30 protein-coding genes are annotated in these 25,923 nt (G+C 71.3%); 15 read left to right on the forward strand and 15 right to left on the reverse strand.

All coding sequences use genetic code 11. The annotated features are described in order from the left end of the window. The first annotated feature begins 181 nt into the window (after positions 1–181). The 6 genes from ACGFRG_RS28020 to ACGFRG_RS28045 all read left to right on the forward strand — a co-directional run bounded on the left by ACGFRG_RS28020 (position 182) and on the right by ACGFRG_RS28045 (position 6,730). Positions 182–1,357: a substrate-binding domain-containing protein gene (locus tag ACGFRG_RS28020; protein ID WP_393268357.1), complete on the forward strand. Its 1,176-nt coding sequence runs from the start codon at positions 182–184 to the stop codon at positions 1,355–1,357. A 104-nt stretch (positions 1,358–1,461) separates the two neighbouring features. Further along, positions 1,462–2,793: an ABC transporter substrate-binding protein gene (locus ACGFRG_RS28025; RefSeq protein ID WP_393268361.1), complete on the forward strand. Its 1,332-nt coding sequence runs from the start codon at positions 1,462–1,464 to the stop codon at positions 2,791–2,793. A gap of 160 nt (positions 2,794–2,953) precedes the next feature. Continuing rightward, positions 2,954–3,814 carry a sugar ABC transporter permease gene (locus ACGFRG_RS28030; protein WP_361426616.1) on the forward strand — a complete coding sequence of 287 codons (861 nt, stop codon included), beginning with the start codon at positions 2,954–2,956 and terminating at the stop codon, positions 3,812–3,814. Then, complete coding sequence (locus tag ACGFRG_RS28035) at positions 3,811–4,698, forward strand: carbohydrate ABC transporter permease (protein WP_393268365.1); 888 nt, start codon at positions 3,811–3,813, stop codon at positions 4,696–4,698. The genes ACGFRG_RS28030 and ACGFRG_RS28035 overlap by 4 nt, the downstream gene beginning before the upstream one ends. A gap of 215 nt (positions 4,699–4,913) precedes the next feature. Next, positions 4,914–5,900: a hydroxyacid dehydrogenase gene (locus tag ACGFRG_RS28040; protein ID WP_393268536.1), complete on the forward strand. Its 987-nt coding sequence runs from the start codon at positions 4,914–4,916 to the stop codon at positions 5,898–5,900. 134 nt (positions 5,901–6,034) lie between these two features. Then, complete coding sequence (locus ACGFRG_RS28045; protein ID WP_361426610.1) at positions 6,035–6,730, forward strand: ester cyclase; 696 nt, start codon at positions 6,035–6,037, stop codon at positions 6,728–6,730. A 122-nt stretch (positions 6,731–6,852) separates the two neighbouring features. Here the strand turns inward: ACGFRG_RS28045 and groL are convergent, their stop codons facing one another. From groL to ACGFRG_RS28065, 4 genes are all read right to left on the reverse strand, one after another. Continuing rightward, a complete protein-coding gene (gene groL / locus ACGFRG_RS28050; protein ID WP_361426607.1) occupies positions 6,853–8,481 on the reverse strand; it encodes a chaperonin GroEL in 1,629 nt (542 codons plus the stop codon). A 111-nt stretch (positions 8,482–8,592) separates the two neighbouring features. Further along, entirely contained in the window at positions 8,593–8,901 is a 309-nt protein-coding gene (gene groES / locus ACGFRG_RS28055) for a co-chaperone GroES (protein WP_361426604.1), read from the reverse strand. Positions 8,902–9,181: 280 nt separating this feature from the next. After that, entirely contained in the window at positions 9,182–9,901 is a 720-nt protein-coding gene (locus ACGFRG_RS28060) for a polysaccharide deacetylase family protein (RefSeq protein ID WP_361426601.1), read from the reverse strand. Then, complete coding sequence (locus tag ACGFRG_RS28065; RefSeq protein WP_361426598.1) at positions 9,898–10,935, reverse strand: polysaccharide deacetylase family protein; 1,038 nt, start codon at positions 10,933–10,935, stop codon at positions 9,898–9,900. The genes ACGFRG_RS28060 and ACGFRG_RS28065 overlap by 4 nt, the downstream gene beginning before the upstream one ends. 83 nt (positions 10,936–11,018) lie before the next feature. Between ACGFRG_RS28065 and ACGFRG_RS28070 the strand changes: the two genes are divergently transcribed. The 7 genes from ACGFRG_RS28070 (at position 11,019) to ACGFRG_RS28100 (ending at position 16,767) form a co-directional block, all read left to right on the forward strand. Beyond that, the gene (locus ACGFRG_RS28070; protein WP_393268371.1) at positions 11,019–12,290 is read left to right on the forward strand and encodes a methyltransferase domain-containing protein; all 1,272 of its coding nucleotides are present in this window, start codon (positions 11,019–11,021) and stop codon (positions 12,288–12,290) included. Positions 12,291–12,381: 91 nt separating this feature from the next. Beyond that, the gene (locus tag ACGFRG_RS28075) at positions 12,382–12,777 is read left to right on the forward strand and encodes a WXG100 family type VII secretion target (protein ID WP_361426592.1); all 396 of its coding nucleotides are present in this window, start codon (positions 12,382–12,384) and stop codon (positions 12,775–12,777) included. Positions 12,778–12,826: 49 nt separating this feature from the next. Beyond that, entirely contained in the window at positions 12,827–13,129 is a 303-nt protein-coding gene (locus ACGFRG_RS28080) for a WXG100 family type VII secretion target (protein ID WP_393268375.1), read from the forward strand. Further along, complete coding sequence (locus ACGFRG_RS28085; protein WP_393268378.1) at positions 13,129–15,060, forward strand: RNase A-like domain-containing protein; 1,932 nt, start codon at positions 13,129–13,131, stop codon at positions 15,058–15,060. Before ACGFRG_RS28080 ends, ACGFRG_RS28085 begins: the two co-directional genes overlap by 1 nt. Positions 15,061–15,064: 4 nt before the next feature. Further along, positions 15,065–15,784: a hypothetical protein gene (locus tag ACGFRG_RS28090; RefSeq protein WP_393268381.1), complete on the forward strand. Its 720-nt coding sequence runs from the start codon at positions 15,065–15,067 to the stop codon at positions 15,782–15,784. A 10-nt stretch (positions 15,785–15,794) separates the two neighbouring features. Continuing rightward, entirely contained in the window at positions 15,795–16,094 is a 300-nt protein-coding gene (locus ACGFRG_RS28095) for an RNase A-like domain-containing protein (RefSeq protein ID WP_361426580.1), read from the forward strand. A gap of 10 nt (positions 16,095–16,104) precedes the next feature. After that, the gene (locus ACGFRG_RS28100) at positions 16,105–16,767 is read left to right on the forward strand and encodes a contact-dependent growth inhibition system immunity protein (protein ID WP_393268385.1); all 663 of its coding nucleotides are present in this window, start codon (positions 16,105–16,107) and stop codon (positions 16,765–16,767) included. Here ACGFRG_RS28100 and ACGFRG_RS28105 read toward each other — a convergent pair. Then, on the reverse strand, positions 16,751–17,116 hold the full coding sequence (locus tag ACGFRG_RS28105; protein WP_393268388.1) for a hypothetical protein: 366 nt from the start codon (positions 17,114–17,116) through the stop codon (positions 16,751–16,753). The genes ACGFRG_RS28100 and ACGFRG_RS28105 overlap by 17 nt on opposite strands. A 49-nt stretch (positions 17,117–17,165) precedes the next feature. Then, positions 17,166–17,795, reverse strand: a complete 630-nt coding sequence (locus ACGFRG_RS28110; protein WP_361426571.1) for a hypothetical protein — start codon at positions 17,793–17,795, stop codon at positions 17,166–17,168. Positions 17,796–17,911: 116 nt separating this feature from the next. Between ACGFRG_RS28110 and ACGFRG_RS28115 the strand changes: the two genes are divergently transcribed. Beyond that, positions 17,912–18,853, forward strand: coding sequence for an NAD(P)-dependent oxidoreductase (locus ACGFRG_RS28115; RefSeq protein WP_393268391.1), 942 nt, complete (start codon positions 17,912–17,914; stop codon positions 18,851–18,853). Positions 18,854–18,947: 94 nt separating this feature from the next. On the opposite strand, the gene ACGFRG_RS28120 is transcribed toward ACGFRG_RS28115, so the two are convergent. The 6 genes from ACGFRG_RS28120 to tsaB form a co-directional block, all read right to left on the reverse strand. Further along, positions 18,948–19,436: a VOC family protein gene (locus ACGFRG_RS28120; protein ID WP_393268394.1), complete on the reverse strand. Its 489-nt coding sequence runs from the start codon at positions 19,434–19,436 to the stop codon at positions 18,948–18,950. 152 nt (positions 19,437–19,588) lie between these two features. Next, positions 19,589–20,488 carry a polysaccharide deacetylase family protein gene (locus ACGFRG_RS28125; protein WP_393268397.1) on the reverse strand — a complete coding sequence of 300 codons (900 nt, stop codon included), beginning with the start codon at positions 20,486–20,488 and terminating at the stop codon, positions 19,589–19,591. Positions 20,489–20,517: 29 nt separating this feature from the next. Beyond that, positions 20,518–20,784, reverse strand: coding sequence for a hypothetical protein (locus ACGFRG_RS28130; RefSeq protein ID WP_393268399.1), 267 nt, complete (start codon positions 20,782–20,784; stop codon positions 20,518–20,520). Further along, the gene (gene tsaD, locus ACGFRG_RS28135) at positions 20,781–21,890 is read right to left on the reverse strand and encodes a tRNA (adenosine(37)-N6)-threonylcarbamoyltransferase complex transferase subunit TsaD (RefSeq protein WP_393268402.1); all 1,110 of its coding nucleotides are present in this window, start codon (positions 21,888–21,890) and stop codon (positions 20,781–20,783) included. Before tsaD ends, ACGFRG_RS28130 begins: the two co-directional genes overlap by 4 nt. Continuing rightward, positions 21,890–22,363, reverse strand: a complete 474-nt coding sequence (gene rimI / locus ACGFRG_RS28140) for a ribosomal protein S18-alanine N-acetyltransferase (RefSeq protein WP_361426766.1) — start codon at positions 22,361–22,363, stop codon at positions 21,890–21,892. Before rimI ends, tsaD begins: the two co-directional genes overlap by 1 nt. Before the next feature lie 20 nt (positions 22,364–22,383). Next, on the reverse strand, positions 22,384–23,037 hold the full coding sequence (gene tsaB, locus ACGFRG_RS28145) for a tRNA (adenosine(37)-N6)-threonylcarbamoyltransferase complex dimerization subunit type 1 TsaB (protein WP_361426553.1): 654 nt from the start codon (positions 23,035–23,037) through the stop codon (positions 22,384–22,386). A gap of 119 nt (positions 23,038–23,156) precedes the next feature. On the opposite strand from tsaB, the gene ACGFRG_RS28150 reads away from it, so the two are divergent. Continuing rightward, positions 23,157–23,741, forward strand: coding sequence for a hypothetical protein (locus tag ACGFRG_RS28150; RefSeq protein ID WP_361426550.1), 585 nt, complete (start codon positions 23,157–23,159; stop codon positions 23,739–23,741). Positions 23,742–23,850: 109 nt separating this feature from the next. Here the strand turns inward: ACGFRG_RS28150 and ACGFRG_RS28155 are convergent, their stop codons facing one another. The 3 genes from ACGFRG_RS28155 to ACGFRG_RS28165 all read right to left on the reverse strand — a co-directional run bounded on the left by ACGFRG_RS28155 (position 23,851) and on the right by ACGFRG_RS28165 (position 25,900). After that, positions 23,851–24,036 carry a hypothetical protein gene (locus ACGFRG_RS28155; RefSeq protein ID WP_393268405.1) on the reverse strand — a complete coding sequence of 62 codons (186 nt, stop codon included), beginning with the start codon at positions 24,034–24,036 and terminating at the stop codon, positions 23,851–23,853. 174 nt (positions 24,037–24,210) lie between these two features. Beyond that, positions 24,211–24,717, reverse strand: coding sequence for a tRNA (adenosine(37)-N6)-threonylcarbamoyltransferase complex ATPase subunit type 1 TsaE (gene tsaE, locus ACGFRG_RS28160; protein ID WP_361426544.1), 507 nt, complete (start codon positions 24,715–24,717; stop codon positions 24,211–24,213). Continuing rightward, positions 24,689–25,900 carry an alpha/beta fold hydrolase gene (locus ACGFRG_RS28165; protein WP_393268409.1) on the reverse strand — a complete coding sequence of 404 codons (1,212 nt, stop codon included), beginning with the start codon at positions 25,898–25,900 and terminating at the stop codon, positions 24,689–24,691. The genes tsaE and ACGFRG_RS28165 overlap by 29 nt, the downstream gene beginning before the upstream one ends. Positions 25,901–25,923: the final 23 nt, after the last annotated feature.

A 25,923-nucleotide genomic window follows, 5' to 3' on the forward strand; every position in this document is an offset into this window, starting at 1 on the left:
TCGGGGACTGCGGCGGTTCGGAACTGCGGCGGGTTCGGGACTGCGACGGAATCTAGGGGGCTGGCTGATCGAACGTCAATGGAGTCGGACCGAATGATCGAAACTCTTGTCGTTCGATCAGGGTGCATTAGGGTCATGGCCCCGGGACACCGGGCGCCACACTGCGAGGGGGACTGCCGCCGTGCGAGAGAGTGCCGCTGAACGTCACGACCGACTGCTGGAGCTGGTGCGCCGGCGCGGCTCGGTGCGGGTCTCCGACCTGGCCGGGCAGCTGGGGGTCTCCCCGGTGACCGCGCGCCGGGACGTGGAGGCGCTGGCCGTACGGGGTCTGCTCGACCGGGTGCACGGCAAGGTGTCCTGGCCGCACACCGAGGGCGCACCGGGAGTGCCCGCGCAGGGCATACCGGGCGGCGGGAGCGGTGGCGGTGGCCGCGAGCTGGTGCTCGGCATGCTGGCACCGAACGCCACCTACTACTTCGCCGAGGTCATCCGGGGTGCGCACGAGGCGGCGGCCGCCGCCGGGGCCCGGCTGATCCTGCGGATCTCGGACTACCGCCCGCAGGACGACCCGGCGCTCGCGGCCGGGCTGGTCGCGGCGGGGGCCGAGGGGCTGCTGGTCGCGCCGGGCTGGAAGGAGCCGCACGACCCGGTCGAGCACGGGCGGTGGATAGCCGAACTGCCGGTGCCGACCGTGCTCCTGGAGCGGCGCGGGGTGCCCGGCGGGGCGCTGGACGACCTGGACCGGGTCTGCTCGGACCACGCTCACGGGGTGCTCCTCGCGGTACGCCATCTGACCGGGCTCGGGCACCGCGCGCCGCTCCTGGTGGCGCGGGCGGACAGCCCGACGGCGGTCGCGGTGCGGGCCGGGTACCGCCAGGCGCTGGACGCGCTGGGGCTCCAGGCACCGCGTCCGGTGATCGGTTCGGTCCCGGCGGAGACGGACCCGGCCGGGTTCGAGGCGACCGTGCGGGCGCTGCTCGACGCCATGGGCGACGGCGAGGCCACGGCGGCGCTCGTCCACAACGACGTGGACGCGATACGGATCGTGCAGCGCCTCGCCGAGCTGGGCGTACGGGTACCGCAGGACCTGGCGCTGGTGGCGTACGACGACGAGGTGGCGGCGCTCGCCGACATCCCGCTGACGGCGGTGGCCCCGCCCAAGCACGAAGTGGGCCGGTACGCGGCGCAGTTGCTGATCGAGCGGCTGCGGGGCGCCTCGACAGAGCCGAGCGCGGGGCCGCGCCGCCATGTGGACCTGCTGCCCCGCCTGCGGGTGCGGTCCTCGTGCGGCGCACCGCGCCCGGGCGAGGACACCGACGCTCCCGCGCTTCAGGCCGCAACGACCGCTCACCCCTAACTCGATCATTTTTCGATCATTCGAACTTTCGCTCTTGACTTCGGTCAGGAACGGCTCAAGGATCGCGGCCATCGCCTCGTCCCCTCACGTTCAGGAGCCGCTCCGTGAACCGCAGTTGGACCAGATCGACCACCGCGGCCGTCACCGTCGCGACCGCCCTCGCCCTGCTCTCGGCCTGCGGCGGCGGTGACGGCGGTTCCGGCGCGGGCGGCGGCAAGGGCACCGCCGACAAGCCCGTCACCCTCACCTTCTGGGCCTGGCAGAAGGGGTCGAAGGACGTGGTGGACGCGTTCAACGCCTCGCACCGGAACATCAAGGTGAAGTTCGAGGAGATACCGTCCGGCAACGCCGGCGGCTACGCCAAGATCTCCAACGCCGTGCGGGCGGGCAACGCGCCGGACCTGGTCGCGATCGAGTACCCGATGCTCCCCGAGTTCGTCAGCCAGGGCGCGCTCCAGGACATCGGCCCGTATCTGACCGACGACGTACGGAAGAAGTTCCTGCCGCAGGCGGTCGAGCTGACCACGCTGGGCGGCAGGAGCTGGGCGGTCCCGTTCGACGCCGCGCCCCAGACGTACTACTACCGCAAGGACTTCTTCACCAGGAACAACATCCAGGTGCCCAGGACCTGGGCGGAGTTCCGGACCGCCGCCGAGCAGGCCAAGAAGGCCGACCCCAAGGCCCGGATCGCCACCTTCATGCCGGACGACCCGACGACGTTCGAGGCGATGGCCTGGCAGGCCGGGGCCCAGTGGTTCAAGGCCGACGGCGACACCTGGAAGCTCAACACCTCGGACGCCGCCACCAACAAGGTCGCCGACTACTGGCAGGGCCTGATCGACGACAAGCTGGTGCAGACGGCCGTCTCGTTCAGCCCGGAGTGGACCGCCGCGCTCAAGGACGGCTCGACCGTCGGCTACCTCGGCGCCTCCTGGGGCGCGGGCGTCCTCAAGTCGACGCTGCCCGACCAGAGCGGCAAGTGGGGGGTCGCCCCGGTGCCGACCTGGGACGGCAAGCCCGCCAGCGGCATGCTCGGCGGCTCCACCTGGGCGGTGACCAAGGGCAGCAGGAAGGCGGCGGCCGCCGTCGAGTTCGCCACCTGGATGTCCACCACCGAGGAGGGCGTCAGGGCCCGTATCGCACCGGGCACGTCCAGCGCGTTCCCGGCCGACGTCGCGTTGCGCCCGGCCGCCGAGAAGGCGTTCGACGCCGGGTTCTACGGCGGCGAGGACATCTACCGGCTCTTCGACGCGGCCGGTGCCTCGATCAACCCCGCCTGGAGCTGGGGCCCCACCACCGGGACCACCAACACCACGCTCAAGGACCAGTTCGGCAAGGTCTCCGGCGGCTCGGTGAAGATCACCGACGCGCTGCGGGCCGCCCATGACGCCACCGTGGCCGAGCTGAAGAAGCGCGGTCTGAAGGTCGAGGGCTGAGCACGTGGGCTCCGCCGGAAGTGCGGTGGGTACGCTGCGGGCCGCCTGTGGCCGGTCGCGCACTGCCCCGCGCCCCTCACGGGGCACGTCGCCACGACGCGCAGGCTCTGCCCGCCGCCGCACGGACGCCACCCACCGCCGCACGAACACCGCCGCCGCCGTGCTCCTCGCCCCCTTCTTCGTCCTCTTCACCGCCGTGACGGTCGTGCCGATCGGGTACGCGGTCTGGCTGAGCCTGTTCACCGAGAAGCAGTCGGGGCTGGGGTTCGGCAGTGCCGAGTCCGTGTTCAGCGGGCTCGACAACTACACGGCGGCCCTCGGCGACCGGGCGTTCCGCGACGGTTTCTGGATCCTGCTCGGCTACTGCGTCGTCTACATCCCCCTGATGGTCGGTGGGGCACTCGCCCTCGCGCTGCTCCTCGACTCCGGTCTCGCCCGCGCCCGCCGCTTCTTCCAGCTGGCGCTCTTCCTGCCGCACGCCGTGCCCGGCATCATCGCCGCGCTGATCTGGGTGTACCTCTACACACCCGGCCTCAGCCCGGTCGTACGGGCCATGGACTCCGGCGGTGTCGGATTCAGCTTCTTCTCCCCCGACGGCGCCCTCCCCTCCGTGGTCAACATCGCGCTGTGGGAATGGCTCGGCTACAACATGGTGATCTTCTACGCGGCCCTCCAGGCCATCGACCGGTCCGTCCTGGAGGCGGCAACGATGGACGGCGCGGGGGCCTGGCGGATCGCGTTCAGCGTCAAAGTCCCGCTGATCCGAACCTCGTTGGGGATGGTCGCGCTGTTCACGGTCATCGGCTCGCTCCAGCTGTTCACCGAGCCGCTGATCCTCAACCAGGGCAGCGGTTCGGCGGTCACCTCGACCTGGACGCCGAACATGTACGCCTACACCGCGGCCTTCGCCCGCAACGACTACGGCCTCGCCGCGGCCGCGGCCGTGCTGCTCGCCCTCACCGCCGCGCTGCTGTCCTTCGCCGTCACCCGTCTCACCACCCGGAAAGGGGCGCGGGCATGACCGCCCCGGCCACCCCAGCCGCCCCGGCCACCGAGGGCACCCCGGTCACCCCCCGCTGGCTCTCCAAGGCCGCCGTCAACGGCGCGCTGCTGCTCTCCGTCGGCTACACGCTCTTCCCCCTCCTCTGGCTGATCACCGCCGCCACCAAGGACACCGGCGGCCTGCTCGGCGGCGACGCCTTCTCCTTCAAGGGCTTCGACCTCGGCAGAAACCTCTCCGGCCTGGCCTCCTACAACGACGGCGTCTACTTCCGCTGGTATCTCAACTCACTGCTGTACGCGGGCGGGGGCGCGGTCGTCTGCGCGCTGATCAGCGTCGCCGCCGGGTACGCCTTCGACAAGTACCGCTTCCGGGGCAAGGAGAAGCTGTTCGGGGTGGTGCTGCTCGGCGTGCTCGTGCCGTCCACCGCGCTCGCGCTGCCGATGTATCTGCTGGCGAGCAGGACGGGGCTGGTCAACACGTACTGGTCGGTGCTGATCCCCGTGCTTGTGAACCCGTTCGGCGTCTATCTCTCCCGGGTGTTCAGCGCGAGCTATATCCCCGACGAGGCGCTGGAGGCGGCCCGTATCGACGGGGCCGGCGAGCTGCGCGCGTTCTGGTCGATCGGGCTGCGCATGGTGATGCCCGGGTTCGTGACCGTGTTCCTCTTCCAGTTCACCGCGATCTGGAACAACTTCTTCCTCCCCCTGGTGATGCTCTCGGACCAGAAGCTCTTCCCGCTGAGCCTCGGCCTTTACGCGTGGAACTCCAACACCCACGCCGAGCCCTCCTTCTACCCCCTCGTCGTCACCGGCTCCCTGCTCGCCGTCCTCCCCCTCGTCGTCGCCTTCGTCGCCCTCCAGCGGCACTGGAAGGCGGGTCTCACGGCGGGCAGCGTCAAGTGACCGAACGGGCGGACAGCCGGTTACCCATGGACAACGCCCCTGTGAGGAGCCCGAGTTCCACCATGCACCACGCCACTGACAACGGCCCGACCAAACCCGGCCCGACCGAGCCCGGCCCGACCGCCCCGGACGCGTCCGAACACCGCCCGGCCGAGCCCGACGCCTCCGAACCCCACGCATCCGAGCCCCGCCGCCTCCCCGCCGTCCTCCTCGCCATGGGACCCGGGATCGCCGACCGGCTGTTCGCCGAGCGGCACCTCGTCCGGCTCGCCTCGCTCGCCCGTACCGACCCCCGCCTCGTCGCCCATGAGCTGGTCTCACCCGCACCGGCCGTGGCGGCGGCTCTCGCCGAGGCCGAAGTGCTGCTGACCTGCTGGGGCGCGCCCGCGCTCACCGCCGAGGTGCTGGCCGCCGCGCCCCGGCTGCGGGCCGTCGTGCACGCCGCCGGGTCGGTGAAGCACCACATCACCGACGCGTGCTGGGACCGGGGCATCGCGGTGACTTCGGCGGCGGCCGCCAACGCGCTGCCGGTAGCCGAGTACACGCTGGCCGCGATCCTGTTCGCGGGCAAGCGCGTGCTGCCCGCCGCCCAGCGGTACGCCGGGCTGCGCGCCCCGCACGACTGGCTGCGGGAATCCGACGGCGCCGGCAACTACCACCGCACGATCGGCCTGGTCGGGGCGGGCCGGATCGGCCGCCGGGTGATCGAACTGCTGCGGCCGTTCGACTTCCGGGTGCTGCTGCACGACCCGTACATGGACGCGGTCGAGGCGGCGGAGCTGGGCGTAGAGCTCGTCGGCCTGGACGCGCTCTGCGCCCGCAGCAGTGTCGTCTCGGTGCACGCACCCCAGCTCCCGGCCACCGAGCACATGATCGGCGCCCGCCAGCTGGCCGCGATGCCCGACGGGGCGACACTGGTGAACACCGCGCGCGGGTCCCTGGTGGACGAGTCCGCCCTGCTCGGCGAGCTGGTCTCCGGCCGGCTGCACGCCGTACTGGATGTCACCGAGCCCGAACTCCCGCCCCGTGAGAGCCCGTTGTACGACCTGCCCAATGTACTGCTCACCCCGCACATCGCCGGGTCGCTCGGCAACGAGCTGCACCGGATGGCCGACCAGGCGCTCGACGAGCTGGAGCGGTACGCGGCCGGGGTGCCGTTCGCCGACCCCGTACTCCCGGCGGCCCTGCACCACTCGGCGTGAGCCGCCACGCCCGCCGCCACGCCCCCGCCGCGCTCCCGGCACGCCCTCGCCGGTCGCCGCCCCGCTCCCCCGCCCGGCCTGGTCAAATCTCACTAAAATGGATGTATCGCACCCCGAGCCAGCCGGGAGACGCCATGACATTCGCACAGATAATCGACTTCAAGACCGAGCGGTTCAGCGACCTGGACCAGCTCATGGATCAGTGGATCGAGCTGACCAAGGGCAAGCGGACCGCCTCCCACAACGTCATCGGCAAGGACCGCTCCGACGCCTCCCACTTCGTCGAGATCGTCGAATTTCCCTCGTACGAAGAGGCCATGGCCAACTCGAACCTCCCGGAGACCAACCGGATCTTCGAGGAGATGGTGGCGCTCTGCGACGGTATGCCCACCTTCACGGACCTGGATGTGGTGCGCAACGACCAGTTGAACGCGTCAACCGCCCGCCGGTTCTTCCACGAGATCGCCACGGGCGGCAACCTCGACGCGATCAACGAGGTGTTCGCGGCCGACTACGCCGACCACGACGTCCTCAAGGAGAAGGACACGGTCGTCGGCTCCGACGGGATACGCGACGACGTCACCGGGTGGCGGGCGGCCTTCGACTACACCTTCGACCTCGACCGGCAGATCTGCGAGGGCGACGACGTGGTGACGCTGTGGACCTGGAAGGCCACCCACAAGGGTGACTTCATGGGCATCCCGGCCTCCGGCAAGCAGGTCACCATGACCGGCACCACGATCTTCCGGTTCAAGAACGACAAGATCCAGGAAGGCTGGTGGCACTACGACGCCATGAAGCTGATGAGGCAGCTGGGCGCCATCGACTGAGCCGCCGAAAGCCTCCCGAAACCGGGAACACGGCAACGGGGAAGGCCCCCGCCCCCGCCGAAATGGCGGGAACGGGGGCCTTCACGCGTATCTGCCTACGCGAGCCCAGCCGTCGTACGACGTCAGTGGCTGTGGCCGTGACCGTGGCCGTGACCGGCGTCGGCCTCATCGTCGGCCGGCTTCTCGACGACCAGGGTCTCGGTCGTGAGCAGCAGGGAGGCGATGGAAGCGGCGTTCTCCAGGGCGGAGCGCGTCACCTTGACCGGGTCGATGACGCCGGCCTTGACCAGGTCGCCGTACTCGCCGGTGGCGGCGTTGAAGCCCTGGCCCTTGTCGAGCTCGGCGACCTTCGAGGTGATGACGTAACCCTCAAGACCGGCGTTCTCGGCGATCCAGCGCAGCGGCTCGACGGCGGCGCGGCGGACGACCGCGACACCCGTGGCCTCGTCGCCGGACTTGCCCAGGCCGCCGTCGAGCACCTTGACGGCGTGGACGAGCGCGGAGCCACCGCCGGAGACGATGCCCTCCTCGACCGCGGCGCGGGTCGCCGAGATGGCGTCCTCAAGGCGGTGCTTCTTCTCCTTGAGCTCCACCTCGGTGGCGGCGCCGACCTTGATCACGCAGACACCGCCGGCGAGCTTCGCCAGGCGCTCCTGCAGCTTCTCGCGGTCCCAGTCGGAGTCCGTGGACTCGATCTCGGCCTTGATCTGCGCGACACGGCCGGTCACGTCGGCGCTGTTGCCACCGCCGTCGACGATCGTGGTGTCGTCCTTGGTGACGGTCACGCGGCGGGCGGAGCCCAGCACGTCCAGACCGGCCTGGTCGAGCTTGAGGCCGACCTCCTCGGCGATGACGGTGGCACCGGTGAGGGTGGCCATGTCCTGGAGCATCGCCTTGCGGCGGTCGCCGAAGCCCGGGGCCTTGACGGCCACGGCGTTGAACGTGCCGCGGATCTTGTTGACGACCAGGGTCGACAGGGCCTCGCCCTCGACGTCCTCGGCGATGATCAGGAGCGGCTTGGAGGAGCCGGCCTGGATGACCTTCTCAAGCAGCGGCAGCAGGTCCTGGATCGAGGAGATCTTGCCCTGGTTGATCAGGATGTACGGGTCGTCGAGGACGGCCTCCATACGCTCCTGGTCGGAGACCATGTACGGGGACAGGTAGCCCTTGTCGAAGGCCATGCCCTCGGTGAACTCCAGCTCCAGGCCGAAGGTGTTGGACTCCTCGACGGTGATGACACCGTCCTTGCCGACCTTGTCCATCGCCTCGGCGATGAGCTCGCCGACCTGGGTGTCCTGCGCGGAGAGCGCGGCCACGGCGGCGATGTCGGACTTGTCCTCGATCGGGCGGGCGGTCGCGAGCAGCTCGTCCGAGACGGCCTTGACCGCCGCGTCGATGCCCTTCTTCAGGGCGGCCGGGGAGGCGCCGGCGGCGACGTTGCGCAGGCCCTCGCGGACCAGCGCCTGGGCCAGCACGGTGGCGGTGGTGGTGCCGTCACCCGCGATGTCGTTGGTCTTGGTCGCCACCTCCTTCACGAGCTGGGCGCCCAGGTTCTCGTACGGGTCGTCGAGCTCGACCTCGCGGGCGATCGTGACACCGTCGTTGGTGATGGTGGGAGCGCCGAACTTCTTGTCGATCACGACGTTGCGGCCCTTGGGGCCGATCGTCACCTTGACCGTGTCGGCAAGCTTGTTGACGCCGCGCTCAAGGGCGCGACGGGCGTCCTCGTCGAACTTCAGGATCTTCGCCATGGGAGCGGTTCAGCCCTCTCGGAAAACTCGGTGAATGAAAACTGCGCCCCTCGCCGCCCGGCTAGCGGGTTGACCAGGGGCGCAGCTCAGGCACATGTGCCGGTGAAGCGATTACTTCTCGATGATCGCGAGCACGTCGCGAGCCGAGAGGACGAGGTACTCGTCGCCGTTGTACTTCACCTCGGTGCCGCCGTACTTGCTGTAGAGCACGACGTCGCCGACGGTGACGTCGAGCGGAAGGCGCTCGCCGTTCTCGAAGCGGCCCGGGCCCACGGCGAGGACGACGCCCTCCTGGGGCTTCTCCTTCGCGGTGTCCGGAATGACCAGGCCGGAGGCCGTGGTCTGCTCGGCGTCGAGCGGCTGGACCACGATGCGGTCCTCAAGCGGCTTGATGGCAACCTTGGAGCTGGCGGTCGTCACGATCCGGTCTCCCCCTTCGGAGATCTCACGGGGTTAACTGTTTGGGGTGGCGACCAGGTGGATCCGTCGTCGCGGGTGCCGGACCTGCCCGTCGCTGTGTTGGCACTCTCCGGTGGGGAGTGCCAGAGCCGAGACTAGGACGGCGGTTAGCACTCGGTCAAGCGGAGTGCCAAGCCGATGGCCGTGGCGGCCGGATTCGCGGACGTGGGGGGCGCTTTCCCGGTGCGGTTGTTTCGGGTGGCGACAAGCCCGGCGCGGCCCGCAGGCGAACCACGAGCCCCTACATGTAATCCTCCAGCCGCCCCACGGTGAACCCCTGCTCCTGGATCCGCCTCAGCATCCGCGCGGCGCGCGCCGCCGGGGTGCCCGGGCCGGTGCAGCGGGCCAGCACGATGTCGCCGGGACGCAGCCGCGCCCCCGAGCGGTAGCGCAACGCGTCCCCCCGCGCCGACATCGACGCCCGCCACAGCACCAGCGACCGCACCCCGCACGCCCGCGCCGCCCGCAGGGTGTCCGCGTTGTACGCCCCGGACGGCGGGCGGAACAGCTGCGGCCGCACCCCGCGCCCGCAGATCTCCGCCCGCTGCCCCTCGTACGGCAGCGCCCGCAGGTCGGTGGCGTGGCCGGACGGCGCGGCGAAGGTGGAGACGGGCAGCTTCAGCTCGCGGACCATCCGCTGGAGCGCGGGGTCCCGTACGGCTCCGTCGTACGTCACGAAGACGACCTTCTGCCGGTCGGGCAGCGGCACCCGGTCCACCACGAACGGAAGTGCGAGGCGGCGCGCGGGGGGCGCGGGGGCGGGCGGGAGCGGTCCCGCGAGCCCCCACCGCCGTGCGGCGGCCTCGCGCCCGCCCGTGCGGGGCGCGACCTTCGCCGCCGCCTTGCGGCCGAGGCGCCCGATCGGGTCGACGGACTGCGCGCAGCCCGCCATGGAGAACAGCGAGACCGCGAGCGCACCGGCCACCAGCAGACCGGCCAGCCGCCGGTGCGCGCGTGTCATACGTAGTCCTCCAGCCTGGCCACCGCGTACCCCTTGTCGGTGACCACCTTCATGACGTTGCGGATCATGTCGGGCATGGTGCCCTTCCAGTCCTCGCGTCCCCGGAAATGGGTGAGGATGATGTCGCCGGGGTGCAGGTCGCGGTCCCACTCGCGCCATTCCATGTGATCGGGAAACGCCTCCGCCGCCCACAAGGGCACGGCTTTGACGCCACACGACTGAGCCGCGCGCAGCGTGTCCTCGTTGTAGTTGCCGTATGGCGGCCGGAAGAGCCGGGGCCGTTTGCCCGCCCATTTCTCGATCTTGTCCTGCTGGTCGCAGATCTCGTGGTGCTGGGTGTCGTACGAAAGCGCGGGCATATAGCGGTGGTTGAGGGTGTGGTTGTTGAGGGTGACGCCGAGGCCCTGCATCCGCTTGAAGTACGGGTAGTCGGTGCGGACGAGGTAGTCGCTGAGGAACGCGCTGTACGGGATGCGCAGTTCCTGCATCATCTTCAGCAGCGCCGGGTCCTTCTCGGCCCCGTCGTCGATGGTGAGGAAGACGATCCGCTTCTTGGTCGGCACGGTGGTGAAGACGGGCGGCAGCGAGTCCCCGCCGTCGGTCTCGAACCCCGGCCGGTTGGTGATCTTCGGTTTGACGGCGGGCGGGGCGGGCGCGGCCAGCGGCACCTTGGCCAGCTTCCACTTCTTGGTGGCGGCGACCCGCGCGGCCTGTGCCTCCTTGAGCTGGTCGGAGTAGCCGGCCAGGGCGCGGGCGGCGTCGTTCTGGTACGCCTGCGACCCACCGGCGGGCTTGCTCCCGTGCCGCCCGCCGCCCGGCTCCTCGGCGGCGCACCCGGAGGCGAGCGCGGCGGCGACGAGACCGGCGAGAACGAGACAGGGCGTGCGGCGCGTGCGCGGGGCGCGCGGTGGGCGCGGAGCGCCGCGCGATGCCGATGCCCCGAGTGGTCCGGATGGTCCGAGCGATTGGGGTGGTCCGAGCGATTCAGGTGGTCCGACCGGTCTGAATTCTTCCTTTTGTCGTACTAGCTGCATGCCGCCGCATCCTGTCAGCGCCGGGCCCGATCCCCGGGGCGACACCCGCCACAGGACGCGCCCCGTCCCCCGCCTGGCCCACAATGGGGCAGGTGAACGACCTCGACTCCTTCCGCGCCCTGCTCACCCCCGAGGGCCGGGGCCTGCTGGACTCGCTCCGCGACTACGACCCGTCCCAGGAACTGGCGGTGGCGACCCGGCTGCGCCGCACGCACGCCCCCGAGCTGGTCTCGGCGGCGCTGGCGCAGGCGCGGCTGCGCCAGCGTGCGGTGGCGAAGTTCGGCGCGGACGACGCGTACCGGATGTACTTCACGCCCAACGGCGTCGAGCAGTCGACCCGGGCCTCGGTGGCCGCCTACCGCGCCGGGGTCTTCGCCTCGCACGGCGTACGCGGGGTCGCCGACCTCTGCTGCGGCATCGGCGGCGACGCGCTCGCGCTGGCCCGCGCGGGCATCGCCGTCCTCGCGGTGGACCGCGACGAGCTCACGGCCGAGGTCGCCCGCGCCAACGCGGCGGCGCTCGGGCTCGCCGAGCTGATCGAGGTGCGGTGCGCGGATGTGGCGGACGTGGACACGTCAGGGTGGGACGCGGTGTTCGTGGACCCGGCGCGGCGTGGGGGGCGCGGGCGGATCTTCGACCCGGAGGCGTACTCGCCACCCCTGTCGTGGGCGGTCGGCGCGGCCCTGAAGGCGCCGTTCGCCGCGCTCAAGATCGCCCCCGGTATCCCGCACGAGGCGATCCCGCCGCAGGCCGAGGCCGAGTGGATCTCGGACGGCGGGGACGTGAAGGAGGCGGTGCTGTGGTTCGGGGGCGGAACTCCCGAAGCGGCCGCCGGTGAGGCACGCGGCGGCGCCGGGTCCCATGGCGGCGGCGAGGCGCGCGGCGGCGTCACCCCCGGCTCCGTCCGCGCCACGCTCCTGCCCGCGCACGCGTCCCTGTGGACCTCGGCCCCGCTCCCGGCCCCGCCGGTGGGACCGGTCGGGCGGTATCTGTACGAGCCGGACGGCGCCGTCATCCGCGCGCACCTGGTCGCCGAGATCGTCGCGGCCAGCGGCGGCCGCCTCATCGACGAGACCATCGCGTATGTCACGAACGACGAGCCGTACGTCTCCCCGTACACCACCGCGTACGAGATCACCGACGAACTCCCCTTCAACATGAAGAAGTTGAAGGCGCTGCTGCGCGAGCGCGAGGTCGGGATCCTGACCGTCAAGAAGCGGGGCTCGGCGGTCGAGCCCGAGGAGCTGCGGCGCAAGATGAAGCTCCAGGGGCGCAATGCGGCCACCGTGTTCCTGACCCGGGTGGCGGGAGCGCCGACGATGCTGGTCGGCCACCCGGTGGCGCCTGCGGCGTAACGCTCGTCACATTCCCCCCTCTTTGCAACTGCGCTGTTGTCACAGGGCGTTGTTAGGGTGCAAGAGATCATCCAGACATTCGAGGGGGGCGATGGTGGACAAGCGGCCGGATCTCGGCGTGCCCGAGGAGGACGGGCTCAAGACGCTGGCCGGGGATCTCGACAAGATGCAGCGCCATCTCGACAAGCAGGTCCGCCGGATGGACGGGATCGTCGACCGGATCGAGGCGGGCTGGCGGGGCCCGGCCGGGTCGGCCTACCGCGATCTGCACCGGGGCGCGGCCAAGGACGCCGTGCGCATCCGGCACGTCATCCAGGTCATCGAGGAGGCCGTGCGGCTGAGCCGGGACGGGTTCAGCGAGCAGGACTTCGAAGTCCTCGCGCGGATGCGGGAGATCCAGGACCACGTCGACGTCGCCCGCGAGGCCGACGCGCTCCAGGCCCAGGCCCCCGAGCCGGGGCCGCGCAGCAGCATCAGCGATCTCTGACGTCCGGCAGCCAGGGCCGTACGAACGCTCAACGGGGGAACAGGGGAACATGCCCGACGACGACCACATAGCCGTCAGCTTCGGCACGCTGCGCGAGCTCGCCGGCGAGCTGGAGGACATCCTCAAGCAGCTCAACGAGGAGCTGGGCTCGCTGTACCAGCGTACCGAGAAGGTCGTGCTGACCTGGGAGGGCGCGGCCCGCGAGGCGTTCGTCGACGAACTCGACCGCTGGGACCGCGACATGCAGGACCTCCAGGCCCGCCAGGCCTGGCTCCACGAGGTCGTCACCACCGGCCACGCCAACTACGCGGCGGCGCACCGGGCCGTCATGCGTGGCTGGGGGGCCGCCTGATGGCCACGCCCGTGCCGCAGCCGTCGGCCTCGGCCTCACCCTCCGCGGGCGACGTCAAGCCCTCGCAACCGAACCCGGACAAGACGCCCTCGCCGTCCCCGGGCACCTCCCCCGACCCCAACTACAAGCCGCCGCCACCGCCGCCCACCGGCCCCGACGGCACGCCCAGCGACAAGCGCCGTGAGTGGGAGCGGGAGCGGCTGAAGCAGCCGAAGCCCGACGCGAACGGCGGCTTCGAGGTGCGCCCGGGCCATCTGTACTACGCCTCCGTGCTCGTCCGGGACGAGCAGTTCACCTTCCACAAGGCCGGCAACCAGCTGGTCGAGGACGTCCACTGCCGGCAGGCCGCGGGCAAGGGGGACGGCCCGGACGCGTTCGCCGCCGCGTACGCGGACGTCGCCAAGCGCTTCCTGGAGGTGTGGGCACGCAGCATCCAGAGCATCGGCGGCGTCGCCGTCGGCCTCACCACGACGGCCAACCACTACCAGGCCGCCGACTGGGCGGCCGCCGGGATGAAGCACGACGGCCCGGCGCCGCGCCAGGACCCGCCGATCGGCGTCGGCAACACGCACTACGGCCCGGTCGCCTCGATCAAGTGGACCGGTACGGGCGACGGCACCGACATCCCGTTCCTCGCGGCGCTCGGCGAGATCCCGGACTTCGTCTCCTGGGCGATCGAGCCCGCGATCAAGCAGGGCCTGCGGCTCGGCAAGACGTACGACATCACGCCCGGCGCCGAGACGGACGACCTCCGCAAGATCGGCGACGCCTGGCAGCGGGTGGGCGAGGCCGCCAAGACGTCCGCGCACAACTTCGCGGACATCATCGGCGGCATCACCGACGCGAAGAACAACGACTGGCAGCACGCCATGAACGGCTTCTGCCAGTCGGTCTGGGGCACCACCGCCTGGGGCGAGCCGCGCAGCGAGGACGGCAAGGCCGTGCCCAAGGGCGGCACGGGCCGCGAGTGGCGCACCAACCCCGACAAGGCGCCCGGCGACCGCCAGCCGATCATCGAGATCCTGCAGAAGACCGGCACCGCGGTGCACAAGATCTTCCACGACGTGGCGAAGGTCGCCGACACCACCCGGGACACCACCTCGCGCCTGGGCGCGGAGGCCGGCAAGGCCACCATCAAGGACATCACCGAGGACCTCGACTTCGAGGAGATGACCCGGCTGGCGGCCGGGCTGCTGTTCGCCGAGATCGTGATGAAGTTCCGCTCCCACATGGACAAGGACGCCGTGGACCGGGCGGTCGACGGCTACCAGAAGGCGTTCCACGAGGCGGCCACGGCGCTCAAGGCGCTGCTGCCGGAGCTGGACGAGGCGTTCGACAGCGCGCCCACGTACGAGGCGGAGGAGGCCAGGGCCGAGGCGTACGGCGCGCGGTCGATGGACGAGTTCAAGCAGAGCCACCGCTGGACCAAGCCGGGCAACACCGACCTGGGCATCTACGACGTGGACCTGGCGTCCACCGAGTGGCTGGAGAACTCGCACACGGTGAACAAGCACGTCGGCCTGACCGACGAGCAGCTCGCCCAGCGCCTGCGGGACGAGCTGAAGGGCCCGGTGAAGCCGGAGAGCTCCTGGCCCTACGGTCAGCCGCGGCTGGCGAACGCGTCGACGTTCAAGGACCTGGGTGCGGCGCAGCGGGTCACCCAGTACAACATCGACCAGAACAAGCAGGCCATCAGCGAGTGGATCGCGAAACACCCGGACAAGGGCGCGCCGCTCGAATTCACCTCCGACCAGACGCCGTACGGCGTGAACGGCCGCAGCATCGACCGGCAGGAGATGCGGAACAGCCCGAACCCGGTGGACAAGGCGGAGGACACCTACGGCGTCAAGACCAAACTTGTCTACAATCCGGATCTCGATCCGCCGTTCACCGTCATGACGTCCATGCCGATCGTGGGAAAGAAGCCCTGACACCGTGCCATTCCGCCAAGACACGATCGAGTACTTCCGGCTCGCCGGTGCCAGAACCCTCCTGGAACCGTTCCGGAACGGCACGCTGCCCGGCGATCCCGGGGAATGGCGGGCCGCGCTGGCTCCGCTGATCCGCGGCCTGGCGAACTCCGCCGAGGAGGGCGGCAGGAACCTCTACGAGATCGCGGCCGAACTCCGCCTGGCGGCGGACCTTTTCGCCGCCGCCCCCTCGGATCCGCCGCCTGCCGTGCAGCACATTCCGCCGGCGGATCCCGCCGACCGCACACCCGCCGTACTCCGGGAAATCGCCGCCCATGTCGAGGAATGGAACCGTCTGCCCGAAAGCGGGGCGACGGCCACCACCAGAGAACTCCTCCTCCGATTCCCCCGCCTGAGCCGGATACTGTCCCTTTACTTCGGCCAGGACGGCAGCGCGATCTCCGACGGGATGAGCGACGCCACCGCCGAAGAAGGCATCCGGATGTGGATCTCCCAGGTGCACCCCGCCTGCCCCTGGGAACTCCCGGGCGTGGCGGCCGAATGCACCGAGGCACTGGCGCTCTTCCACGACGAGGACGCCCTGGACCGCTTCTTCGCCCAGGAGCTCGGCGGCGGCTCGGGCGACGCGGACTTCGTGGACTTCCTCCCGCTGCTGGCGAGGCTGTGCATCGACCACATGAAGGAGTTCCACCCTCCCGTGTGGCAGACGGACCTGAGACGATAGGCGACCTGGCATGCGTATCCGCTCCGCCACCTACCCCGACCGCGAAACCGCCCAATGGGCCACCCAGCACGTGGTGACCGCCAACGAGCAGGTCATCCACCGCTGGCTGGCCCGCTCCACCCGGCAGCGGCTCACCATCGAGGCCGCGTGGCCCTCGCGGGACGAGCCGGTCGGGCGGGTGCTGATCCAGGCCATGATGCTGGCCGGGCGCGGGGCCGTCGAGGTGCGGGCCGCCCGGGTCGTGCTGAGGCGCAGCGACGCGAGCCCGCACGGCTTCACCGTGCACGCCACCTTCCCCGTCTACCTCTGAGGCCCGCCCGATGTCCCTGAAGCCGTTCGAACACGACCGTAAGTACGGGGAGTTGGACCAGGTCCTGCGGGCCTATCTCGGGCTCGTCGGCGACGATACGCCCGAGAAGCGAAGCACCGCCCTGGACGCGTACCTGCGGCACACCTGGCACACCCGTCCCTGGGCGCTGGCCACCGCCGAGACCCAGCTGCGGGAGTACGCGAAGAATCCGCCCGGGCGGCTGAGGCTGCGGCTCGGTGAGTTCTATCCCGTGCCCGACGTGGGGCTCGCCGACTCCGAGATCCAGGCGTGGCTCGTGACGCTGGCCGACCACATCCGGCACAGCGTCGAGACGGGTGAGGTGCCGCCGCCCGGCGCACCCCGCACCCACTGGGAGTGGCACGCGCGGTTCCCCGAACTCGGGCAGTTGCTCGGTGGCTGGTTCTCGCAGGACATGCCGGACGAGTTCGCCGACCACGACGCCGCGCTCGACGACTACCTGGGCTCCACCCAGGCCGATCTGACCGCCCGGCTCAGCGGCGAGGTGCATGAACTCCTCGGCCTCGGGCTCGACGAGTCCGGGTACGCCGACGCCCTCGCCGAGCTCGGCATGGAGGTCGATCCGCCCGCGCCGTACGGCCCCGGCGCCTGGCTCACCGCCGTCGCCGAGCGGCTGGTCACGCGAGGTCGGTGAGCTCTTCCGCGTACACCTGGGACAGCGGCTGCGGACCCACGTACTGCTGGCAGTTGCACTGACCGGACTCGAAGCGGACCGGCTTCTTCGACTCGTCCCAGGCGACCGGCACCTCGACCCGCTCGTGGCACTTGCCCTGCTTGTCGTGCTTGGCGAGATGGTGGGTGCAGCCGCAGACCGGCTCCGGGGGCCGGTTGGCGGCCTCCAGGGCGATCCGTTCCTTCCTGGCCGCCTCCAGTCGCTCCAGCTTGCGCTCGTGGCGGGTGCGCAGCGCGGTGCGCGCGTTGTCGGCCACCCAGCCGAAGCCACCCATCCAGAAGACGATGAGGACCCACCAATACCATTCCATCTGCTGCCTCTTCCCCGTGAACGCGCGTCCGTACGTTCCGTACGCGCGTTCAGGATAGGTGCGCGGGCGCGAGGAACCGTAGGGCCCAGCGGCGGTGCCTCACCGCCTTCGTCACCGCGATCAGCCCCATGAGCCAGCACACCAGGCCCAGGCCCATCCCGAGCGTCACCATCCCGTAGGTGTCGTCCCCCGGCCGCGCGCTCGCCGGGACCGCCACGCACACGTACAGCCCCAGCGCGCACATCAGGGCGCCGGGCAGCAGCCAGCCGAGGACCGGGCCGCCCGCGCGCAGCGCCGCGTCCGCCGCCGGGTGACGGTCCAGCTCGGCCCACTGGACGAGCAGTTCACGGATCCGCGCGTCCCCCCGCACCCCGGCCGCTATCGCGATCGAGGTCGGTACGAGCGTGGCGACGCCGATCACCAGGCAGACGAAACCGAACAGCAGCGACAGCGCGTCCAGCGCCTCGGTGAACGCGATCACCGCCGTCCCCGTGAACGCCCAGCCGGTCGCGAGCAGCACCGCCCAGCCCCAGTGCGCCGCGATCCGCCCGGGGCCGAGGAGGCGGCCGAGCAGGTCGTTCAGGACGCCCGCCCGGTCCGCCAGGAGCGCGTCACGGTCCGGCCAGGCACGGATATGCGCAGGTGGTGGCGGGGGCGGCAGGGGCGTGCGGGCTGACATGCGCACGAGGTTACCGGCGTACGGATGCCCACTCGGACCCCCTGCCCCGACCCTCGCCCCGCCCTGCGACCCGCCCTTCGTCCCGTACGCACCTATGGGTAAGTACGCACTTATTAGTGGGTACTTGTCGTGCCGCGCACCCCGGCCGAGACTCGATGCAGATCAACAACGCGCCCGAAAAAGGAGAGTTCACGATGAGTTCGGTATCGGTCGTCGGCCTGGGGGCCATGGGGAGCGCCCTGGCGCGGGCCCTGCTCACGGCGGGGCACGAGACCACGGTCTGGAACCGCACCCCCGCGAAGGCGGACCCGCTCGTCGAGCGCGGCGCCCGGCGGGCCGCGACGGTCGCGGCGGCAGCCGAGGCGAGCGAGGTGGTGGTCTTCTGCCTGCTCGGGTACGCCGATGTGCACGCGCTGGTCGACACGGACGGCGCCGCGCTGCGCGGGCGGGTGGTCGTCAACCTCACCAACGGCTCCCCGGCCCAGGCACGCGAACTGGCCGACAAGGTACGGGCGCTGGGCGCGGACTACCTCGACGGCGGCATCATGGCCGTCCCCGCGATGATCGGCGGCCCTGAGTCCCTGGTGCTGTACAGCGGCTCCACCATCGCCTTCGAGGCGCACCGCGAGACGCTGAAGGTCTTCGGCCGCGCGGTCTACCTGGGCGACGACGCGGGCCAGGCCCCGCTGCACGATCTGGCGCTGCTGACCGGCATGTACGGGATGTTCGCCGGGTTCCTGCAGTCGGTGGCGCTGGTGCGGTCGGCGGGCGGGGACGTCGAGGAGTTCACGACCGCGCTGCTGGTCCCGTGGCTGCACGCCATGTCCGGCGGTCTGCCCGCGATGGCCGCGCAGGCCGCCAAGGGCGAGTACGCGACGACCGGCTCCAACCTCGCCATGCAGGTCGCGGCGCACGACGCGCTCGCGGACCTCGTCCGCGCCCAGGGCATCGGCGCCGACCTCCTCACCCCGCTCTTCGACCTGATGCGCCGGCACACGGCGGACGGGCACGGCGAGGAGGACATCGCGAGCGTAGTGGAGCTGCTGCACCGGCGGTGACGGCCGGCACTGGGTGCGCGGGCGGCGCGCGTCCGGGCGCCCGGCTCCGGGCCGCCGGCACCAGGGCCCCACCGGCCCTGCCGCCGTCCCCCGTTCACTTCCCCTCGTACGCCTCCCGCAGGGCCGCCACGTCCAGCTTCCCCATGCCCATCATGGCCTTCACCGCGCGGTCCACGCCCGCCGGGTCGCCGCCGCTCAGGATCTCCTGCATCTGGCGCGGGACGATCTGCCAGGACAGCCCGTACTTGTCCTTGAGCCAGCCGCACGGGCCCTCCTCGCCGCCGTCGGCGGTGAGCCTGGCCCACAGCTCGTCGACCTCGTCCTGGTCCTCGCAGGTCACCGCGAGCGAGATGGACTCGTTGAAGCTCCAGTTCTGCGGGCCGCCGTTGAGGGCGGTGTACTGCTGGCCCGCGAGCTCGAAGGTGATCGTCATGACGGAGCCGGTGCGGCCCGGCGCCGCGTCCGTGTACCGCGTGCTGTCGACGATCCGCGAGTCGCCGCCGAAGACGGAGACGTAGTACTTCGCGGCCTCCTCGGCCTGGTCGTCGAACCACAGGAACGTCGTGATCTTCTGTGCGGGCATGGGTGCTGCCTCCCGGTCGGCCGGGCCTCCGGCGGGTGCCGGCGGCTTCCGAGAGGTAGACCGGACCCGCTCCGGAAACTCATCGCGCCCCAGCCCCGCGCCCGCCCCCGCCGCAGCTCCCGCTCCCGCTCCCGAGCCCATCGGGCGCGGCTCTAGACGTAGTCCTCCAGGCGGGCCACCGCGAAGCCCTGCTCCTGGATGTGGCGGAACATGTTCGCCACCATCTCCGTCATCGTGTGGCCCTTGAGCTCACCCTTGCCCCGGAAGTGGGCGAGGATGATGTCGCCGGGGTGCAGCTTCTTGTCACCGCGCTGGTACTGCATGTTCTGGATCTGCATCGACTCGCGCCACAGCACGATCGTCTGCGGCCCGCACGCCTTGACCGCCGCGCGCGTCGCCTCGTTCCAGTTGCCGTACGGCGGGCGGAAGAGCCGGGGGGCCTTGCCGTACTCCTTGGTCAGCTTCTCCTGCTGGCCGCATACCTCGTGCTGCTGCCGGGAACCGCTCTCCGTACGCATGTTGGGGTGCGTCAGGGTGTGGTTCTCGATGGAGTTGCCGAGCTCCTGGAGAGGCTTGAAGTAGCCCTTGTTGTCGCTGATGGCCGCGTCGGTCAGGAACATCGTGAAGGGGACCTTCAGATCCCGCATCATCTCGACGAACTTGGGGTCCTTCTCGGCCCCGTCGTCGAACGTCACGAAGACGATCTTCTTGTCCGTCGGGATGTCGCTGATCACCGGGACCTCGCCCGGCTTCGGCTTCACGGGCTTGTCGGCCGGGGGCGCGGGCGCCGCCGGGAACGGCTTGAGGCCCCACTTGCGGTACGCGGCCTCGCTCGCGGAGCCGTTGTCGTCGGCCGGGGCGGAGGCCGACCCGGACGGCGTGGCGGGCGCCGCGCCGCCCGTCTTCTTCCCGCCGTCCCCGGAGTCGCCCGACGAACCGGACGAACAGCCCGTGGCCAGCAACACCCCAGACAGAACCAGTGCCGCCGCTGCCGCGCTCTTCTTACCCACTGTGAACCAACCGTCCGACCGCCGACGCGTACATCCCTGCATACATCCCTGCGTACAGCTCGATGCAGAATTCAGGCGGGAGGTTCCACTCCCAGCGACTCGAACCGCCAGCGGTGCACCGCCCGGGTCACCAACTCGCCGTCGGGCTCCGGGAGTTCGGGGAGATCCGCGTCGTACGCCGCGTCCCACCAGGTGATCACCAGGACGCGGTCCTGGGGCGCCGCGAAGACCTCCCGGCGCAGCGGCACGGACGGCAGCGACTGGGCGCGGGCCCATTCCAGCAGCTCCGCGCCCCGGCCCTCGGCCGCCCGCGCCTCCCACATCAGAGCGACCGTCACGAGTACAGGTTCTCCTTGCTGATCTCGTGCACATGGTCGTGGTCGTGCGAGTGGCCGTGCGTGCCCGGCACATGCGGGTCCGTCACCGGCAGCGAGGAGTCCGCCGACAGCTCCAGGTCGGACGCGGGCCGGTTGCGGGCCACCATCTCGGCGCCGAGCGCCGCCACCATCGCCCCGTTGTCGGTGCACAGACCGGGCCGGGGCACCCGCAGCCGGATGCCCGCCCGCTCACAGCGCTCCTGGGCCAGCGCGCGCAGCCGCGAGTTGGCGGCGACGCCGCCGCCGATCATCAGATGGTCGACGCCCTCGTCCTTGCAGGCCCGTACGGCCTTGCGGGTGAGGACGTCGACGACGGCCTCCTGGAAGGACGCGGCCACGTCCCGGACCGGCACGTCCTCGCCCGCCCGGCGCTTGGCCTCGATCCAGCGGGCCACGGCCGTCTTCAGACCGGAGAAGGAGAAGTCGTACGCCGCGTCGCGCGGGCCGGTCAGACCGCGCGGGAACGCGATCGCGGCCGGGTCGCCCTCCTTGGCGAGCCGGTCGATGACCGGGCCGCCCGGGAAGCCCAGGTCGAGGACCCGGGCGATCTTGTCGAAGGCCTCGCCCGCCGCGTCGTCGATGGTCGCGCCCATCGGCCGTACGTCGGCGGTGATGTCGGGCGCGAGCAGCAGCGAGGAGTGGCCGCCGGAGACGAGCAGCGCCATCGTCGGCTCGGGCAGCGGGCCGTGCTCCAGCTGGTCGACGCAGATGTGCGAGGCGAGGTGGTTGACGCCGTACAGCGGCTTGTTCAGCGCGTACGCGTACGCCTTGGCCGCCGAGACGCCGACGAGCAGCGCGCCCGCGAGCCCGGGACCCGCCGTCACCGCGATGCCGTCGAGGTCCTTGGCGGAGATCCCGGCGGTCTTCAGGGCGCGCTCGATGGTGGGGACCATCGCCTCCAGATGCGCGCGCGAGGCGATCTCCGGCACCACGCCGCCGAACCGGGCGTGGGTGTCCACGCTGGACGCGACGGCATCGGCGAGCAGCGTCGTACCGCGCACGATGCCGACGCCGGTCTCGTCGCAGGAGGTCTCGATACCGAGTACGAGCGGTTCGTCAGCAGCCATCAGTCAGTCTCTTCTGTTTCTCGGTCGTGTTCCTGGACGATCAGTCGCATCACGAGCGCGTCGACGTTGCCCGGCTGGTAGTAGCCGCGCCGGAAGCCGATGGGCTCGAAGCCGAAGCGCTCGTAGAGCTTCTGGGCCCGGGTGTTGTCCACCCGCACTTCGAGCAGGACCTCGTCGCACTCGAAGGCGGTGGCGTGCTTGAGCAGATCGGTCAGGAGCCGGGCGCCGAGCCCGGTCCCCCACTGGTCGCGGGCGGCGGCGATGGTCTGCACATCGCCGAGCCCGCCGGCCGCCGCGAGACCCGCGTAGCCGACGACCGTGCCTTCCTCGTCCTCGGCGACCACATACCGCCGGGTCGCGCCCGGCCCCCTGGCGTGCGCCAGCTCCGACCAGAACATCCCGGCCGACCAGGCGTCCTCGGGGAAGAGGTCGTGTTCGAGGGCCAGCACCGGCGCTATGTCCCACCAGCGCATCTCCCGCAGCGCGACGCCGCTCACCGGGGAGTGACCACCTTGTAGTTCTTGGGCACCTGGGCGTCCGGGCGGCGCAGGTACAGCGGCGTGGGCGGCAGGAACTCCGCGCCCGCCGCCAGCCGCTCGGCCGCCAGGGAGGCGAGCGCCGCCGCCGACTGGTGCTCGGGCCCGCGCGCGTCCGGGAACACCTCGGGATAGAGGAGCGCGCCCGCGCCGACCACCGGCACCCCGGCGACCTGCTCGGCGATGTCGGCGGGCCGGTCGACGGACGGCTCACTCGCACGGGTGCGGAAGTCGTCGTAGCGGGCCCAGTAGACCTCTTTGCGGCGGGCGTCGGTGGCGACCACGAACGGCCCCTCGATCCCACTGGCGTAGGCGAGGCCGTCGAGCGTGCACAGGCCGTGGACCGGCACGCCGAGCACCGAGCCGAAGGTCGCGGCCGTCACCAGACCGACGCGCAGTCCGGTGTACGGGCCGGGGCCGACCCCGACGACCAGGTCCGTGACGGCGTCGAGCTTCAGTCCGGCGTCGGCGAGCACCTTGTGGACGGCGGGCAGCAGCAGCTCCCCGTGTCTGCGGGCGTCCACCTGACTGGTCTCGGCGACGACGTCCGTGCCGTCGTGCAGGGCGACGGTGACGGCGGGGGTGGCGGTATCAACGGCGAGCAAGAGCACGCGAACAGCCTACGGCCACGGCGCCGGAGGCACGGCGTCCCGCCCTGGCCGCCACCGGCTGCTACCGTCAGCCGCAGATATATGACCGGCAGGTGTGTTCGTACGAAAGGGGCCGACAGGTGGCACGGAGCAGCTCGGGATTTGTGGCCGGGCTCACCGCGGCGGCGCTGGCGGTGGTCGGCTTCCTCGCCTACCAGGCGTCGGCGAGCGCCCCCTCGGCCGCGGATCTGGCGGCCCCGGGCACCACCGTCTCGCCCTCCCCGCACGCCTCGGCCGCCGTACCGCCCAAGGGCTCGGCCCCCGGCAAGGACGCGACGGCGCTCCCGGAGAACACCGGCATCGGCCCGCGCACCGTGTACTCGCTGAGCGCCAAGCGCGTCTGGCTGGTCGGCACGAAGGCCCTGAAGGGCCAGCCGCCGAAGAACTTCGAGGTCATGCCCGCGACGGTCAACCCGAAGCCCGGCACGTACGCGGTGACCTCGCGCTCCAGCAAGGTCACCGGTTCGGACGGCGTGGAGATCGAGCACGTGGTCCGCTTCACCGCCGTCGACTCCGTGACGATCGGCTTCAGCGCCGCCGTCAACGGCACGCTGCCCACCCCCGACCCGAGCAAGCACACCGGCGGCATCCGCATGAAGCGGGCGGACGGGGACGCGCTGTGGACGTTCGCGACGATCGGCTCGAAGGTCGTCGTGGTCCCGTAGTACCGGGCCCGCGGTACCGGGCCCCGTAAGGGGCGCGGGGAACTGCGCGAGCAACCACGCACGGTCCGCAGCCGACGAACCGCACGTTCAAAAGGCACACCCGAAAGGGTTACGCCGCGTCGCGCCGGACGCCGCCGCGTGCATCCTTCTCCACGGCACCGGCCGCAGGCCGCTCCGCCTCCGCAGGATTCGGCGGAGTGGAGACCGCGTTCGCCGCCGCGCAGGACGCCAGCAGATCGCTCATCGACACACCCTGCGCGCCCTTGGGCTGCGCCTTGGGCTCCGACACGGTCATGGCGGCCTCCCGGCTCCTGGAGAAGGCGTGGTTAGGTAGACCTAACCAGGTCTCTGTATCCATGTGACCACGCCCGGCGGGACCCGCGCAACATTTTGCCGACGGCTTGTCGGAACGTACGTATCCCCCGCACATCCCGCGCGCCGCGGCGGCCCCCGCCGACCGCTCCGTGGACTACAGCCCCTCGACCCCGGCGTCCGACCAGCGCCCGCCGAGACCGCGCACGGTGACCGCCCTGCGGTCGTCGTCCGTCTCGCCGACCACGCGGTCGATCACGACGTGCAGCCGGTCCTCCGACAGCTCCTCCACCTTGCCGTCGCCCCACTCCACGACCACCACGGACTCGGGCAGCGAGACGTCCAGGTCGAGGTCCTCCATCTCGTCCAGACCGCCGCCGAGCCGGTACGCGTCGACGTGCACCAGCGCCGGGCCGCCGGTCAGGGACGGGTGGACGCGGGCGATCACGAAGGTGGGGGACGTCACCGCGCCCCGCACCCCCAGGCCCTCGCCGAGGCCGCGCGCGAGCGTCGTCTTGCCCGCGCCGAGTTCGCCGGTGAGCAGGACGAGGTCGCCGGGTCGCAGCAGTTTGGCGATCCGGCGGCCCAACTCCTGCATTTCGGCCGGGGAGTGGAGAGTGAGCCGGGTCGTGGCCTCAGCTGCCTGGCTGTGCGGTGCTTCCATACGTGCCAACGTTAGTCGCCTCCGGCACCGCCCCGACGCGCGCCAGCAGGTCCGCGAGGCGGTCGGTGACCGTCTCGGGGTGCTCCAGCATCACCAGGTGCCCGCCGTCCGGGACGATGACGAGCTCGGAGTCGGGCAGCCGGTCCGCGATGGACTCGCTGTGCGAGCTGGGCGTCACCAGATCGCGGTCCCCGGCCAGCACCAGGACCGGCACCTCGGCGAAGACCTGGAGCGCCGCAGCCTTGTCGTGGTCGTCGAACGCCGGATAGAACTCCGCCACGACGTCGATCGGCGTTCCTTCGATCATTCGCTCGGCGAACCGTGCGATCGCCGGATCGACGTCCTTGGAGGAGAACGAGTAGCGCTTGATGGTCCCCGCGAACAGGTCGGCCGTGGCCCGCCGCCCCCGCTCCACCAGCTCAGCCTGCGAGCCGAGCGCCTTCAGGACGCCGGGCAGGATGCGGCGCACCGCGTTCACGCCCGCCACCGGCAGCCCGTAGCTGACCTCGCCGAGCTTGCCCGAGGAGGTGCCCACGAAGGCGACGCCGACGACCCGGTCGCGGATCAGCTCCGGGTACTGGTCGGCGAGCGCCATGATCGTCATGCCGCCCATGGAGTGCCCCACGAGCACCAGCGGCCCCTCGGGCGCCGCCGCGTCCAGGACCGCCTTCAGATCGCGGCCCAGCTGGTCGATGGTGACGGGCTTGCCCTGGGTCTGCGCCTCGCCGCGCGCCGAGCGGCCGTGGCTGCGCTGGTCCCAGTGGACGGTCCGCACGACCCCGCGCAGCGCGGCCCGCTGGAAGTGCCAGGCGTCCTGGCTGAGACAGAAGCCGTGCGAGAAGACGACGGTGACGGGCGCGGGGGGCTTGCGGCCGAACAGCCGCCGCCGGCGCGGGCCGTCGCCGTCACCGGGCGGCTCGACCTCGTCGCTCTCGTAGTAGAGCTCGGTGCCGTCGTCGGCGTACGCGCGGCCCGGCATGCCGCGCAGGGCTCCGTACGGGCCCGTCGCGTCCAGCGCGAGCCTGGCCCTCTTGCGCATCCCGCGCCCGACGGTGAGCCGCTCCACCGCGACCCCGGCCGCGGCGCCCGCCGCCACCACGCCTATCGCGGCACCGGCCAGACCCGCCCGGCGCCAGCCGCCCGCGGCCGCCTGCACCACGTCCCCCGCGCTGGTCTCGCTCACCGTGCCGCTCCCGTGGTTCTAGT

The organism is Streptomyces sp. NPDC048696, assembly GCF_043198895.1.
GTDB lineage: Bacteria > Actinomycetota > Actinomycetes > Streptomycetales > Streptomycetaceae > Streptomyces.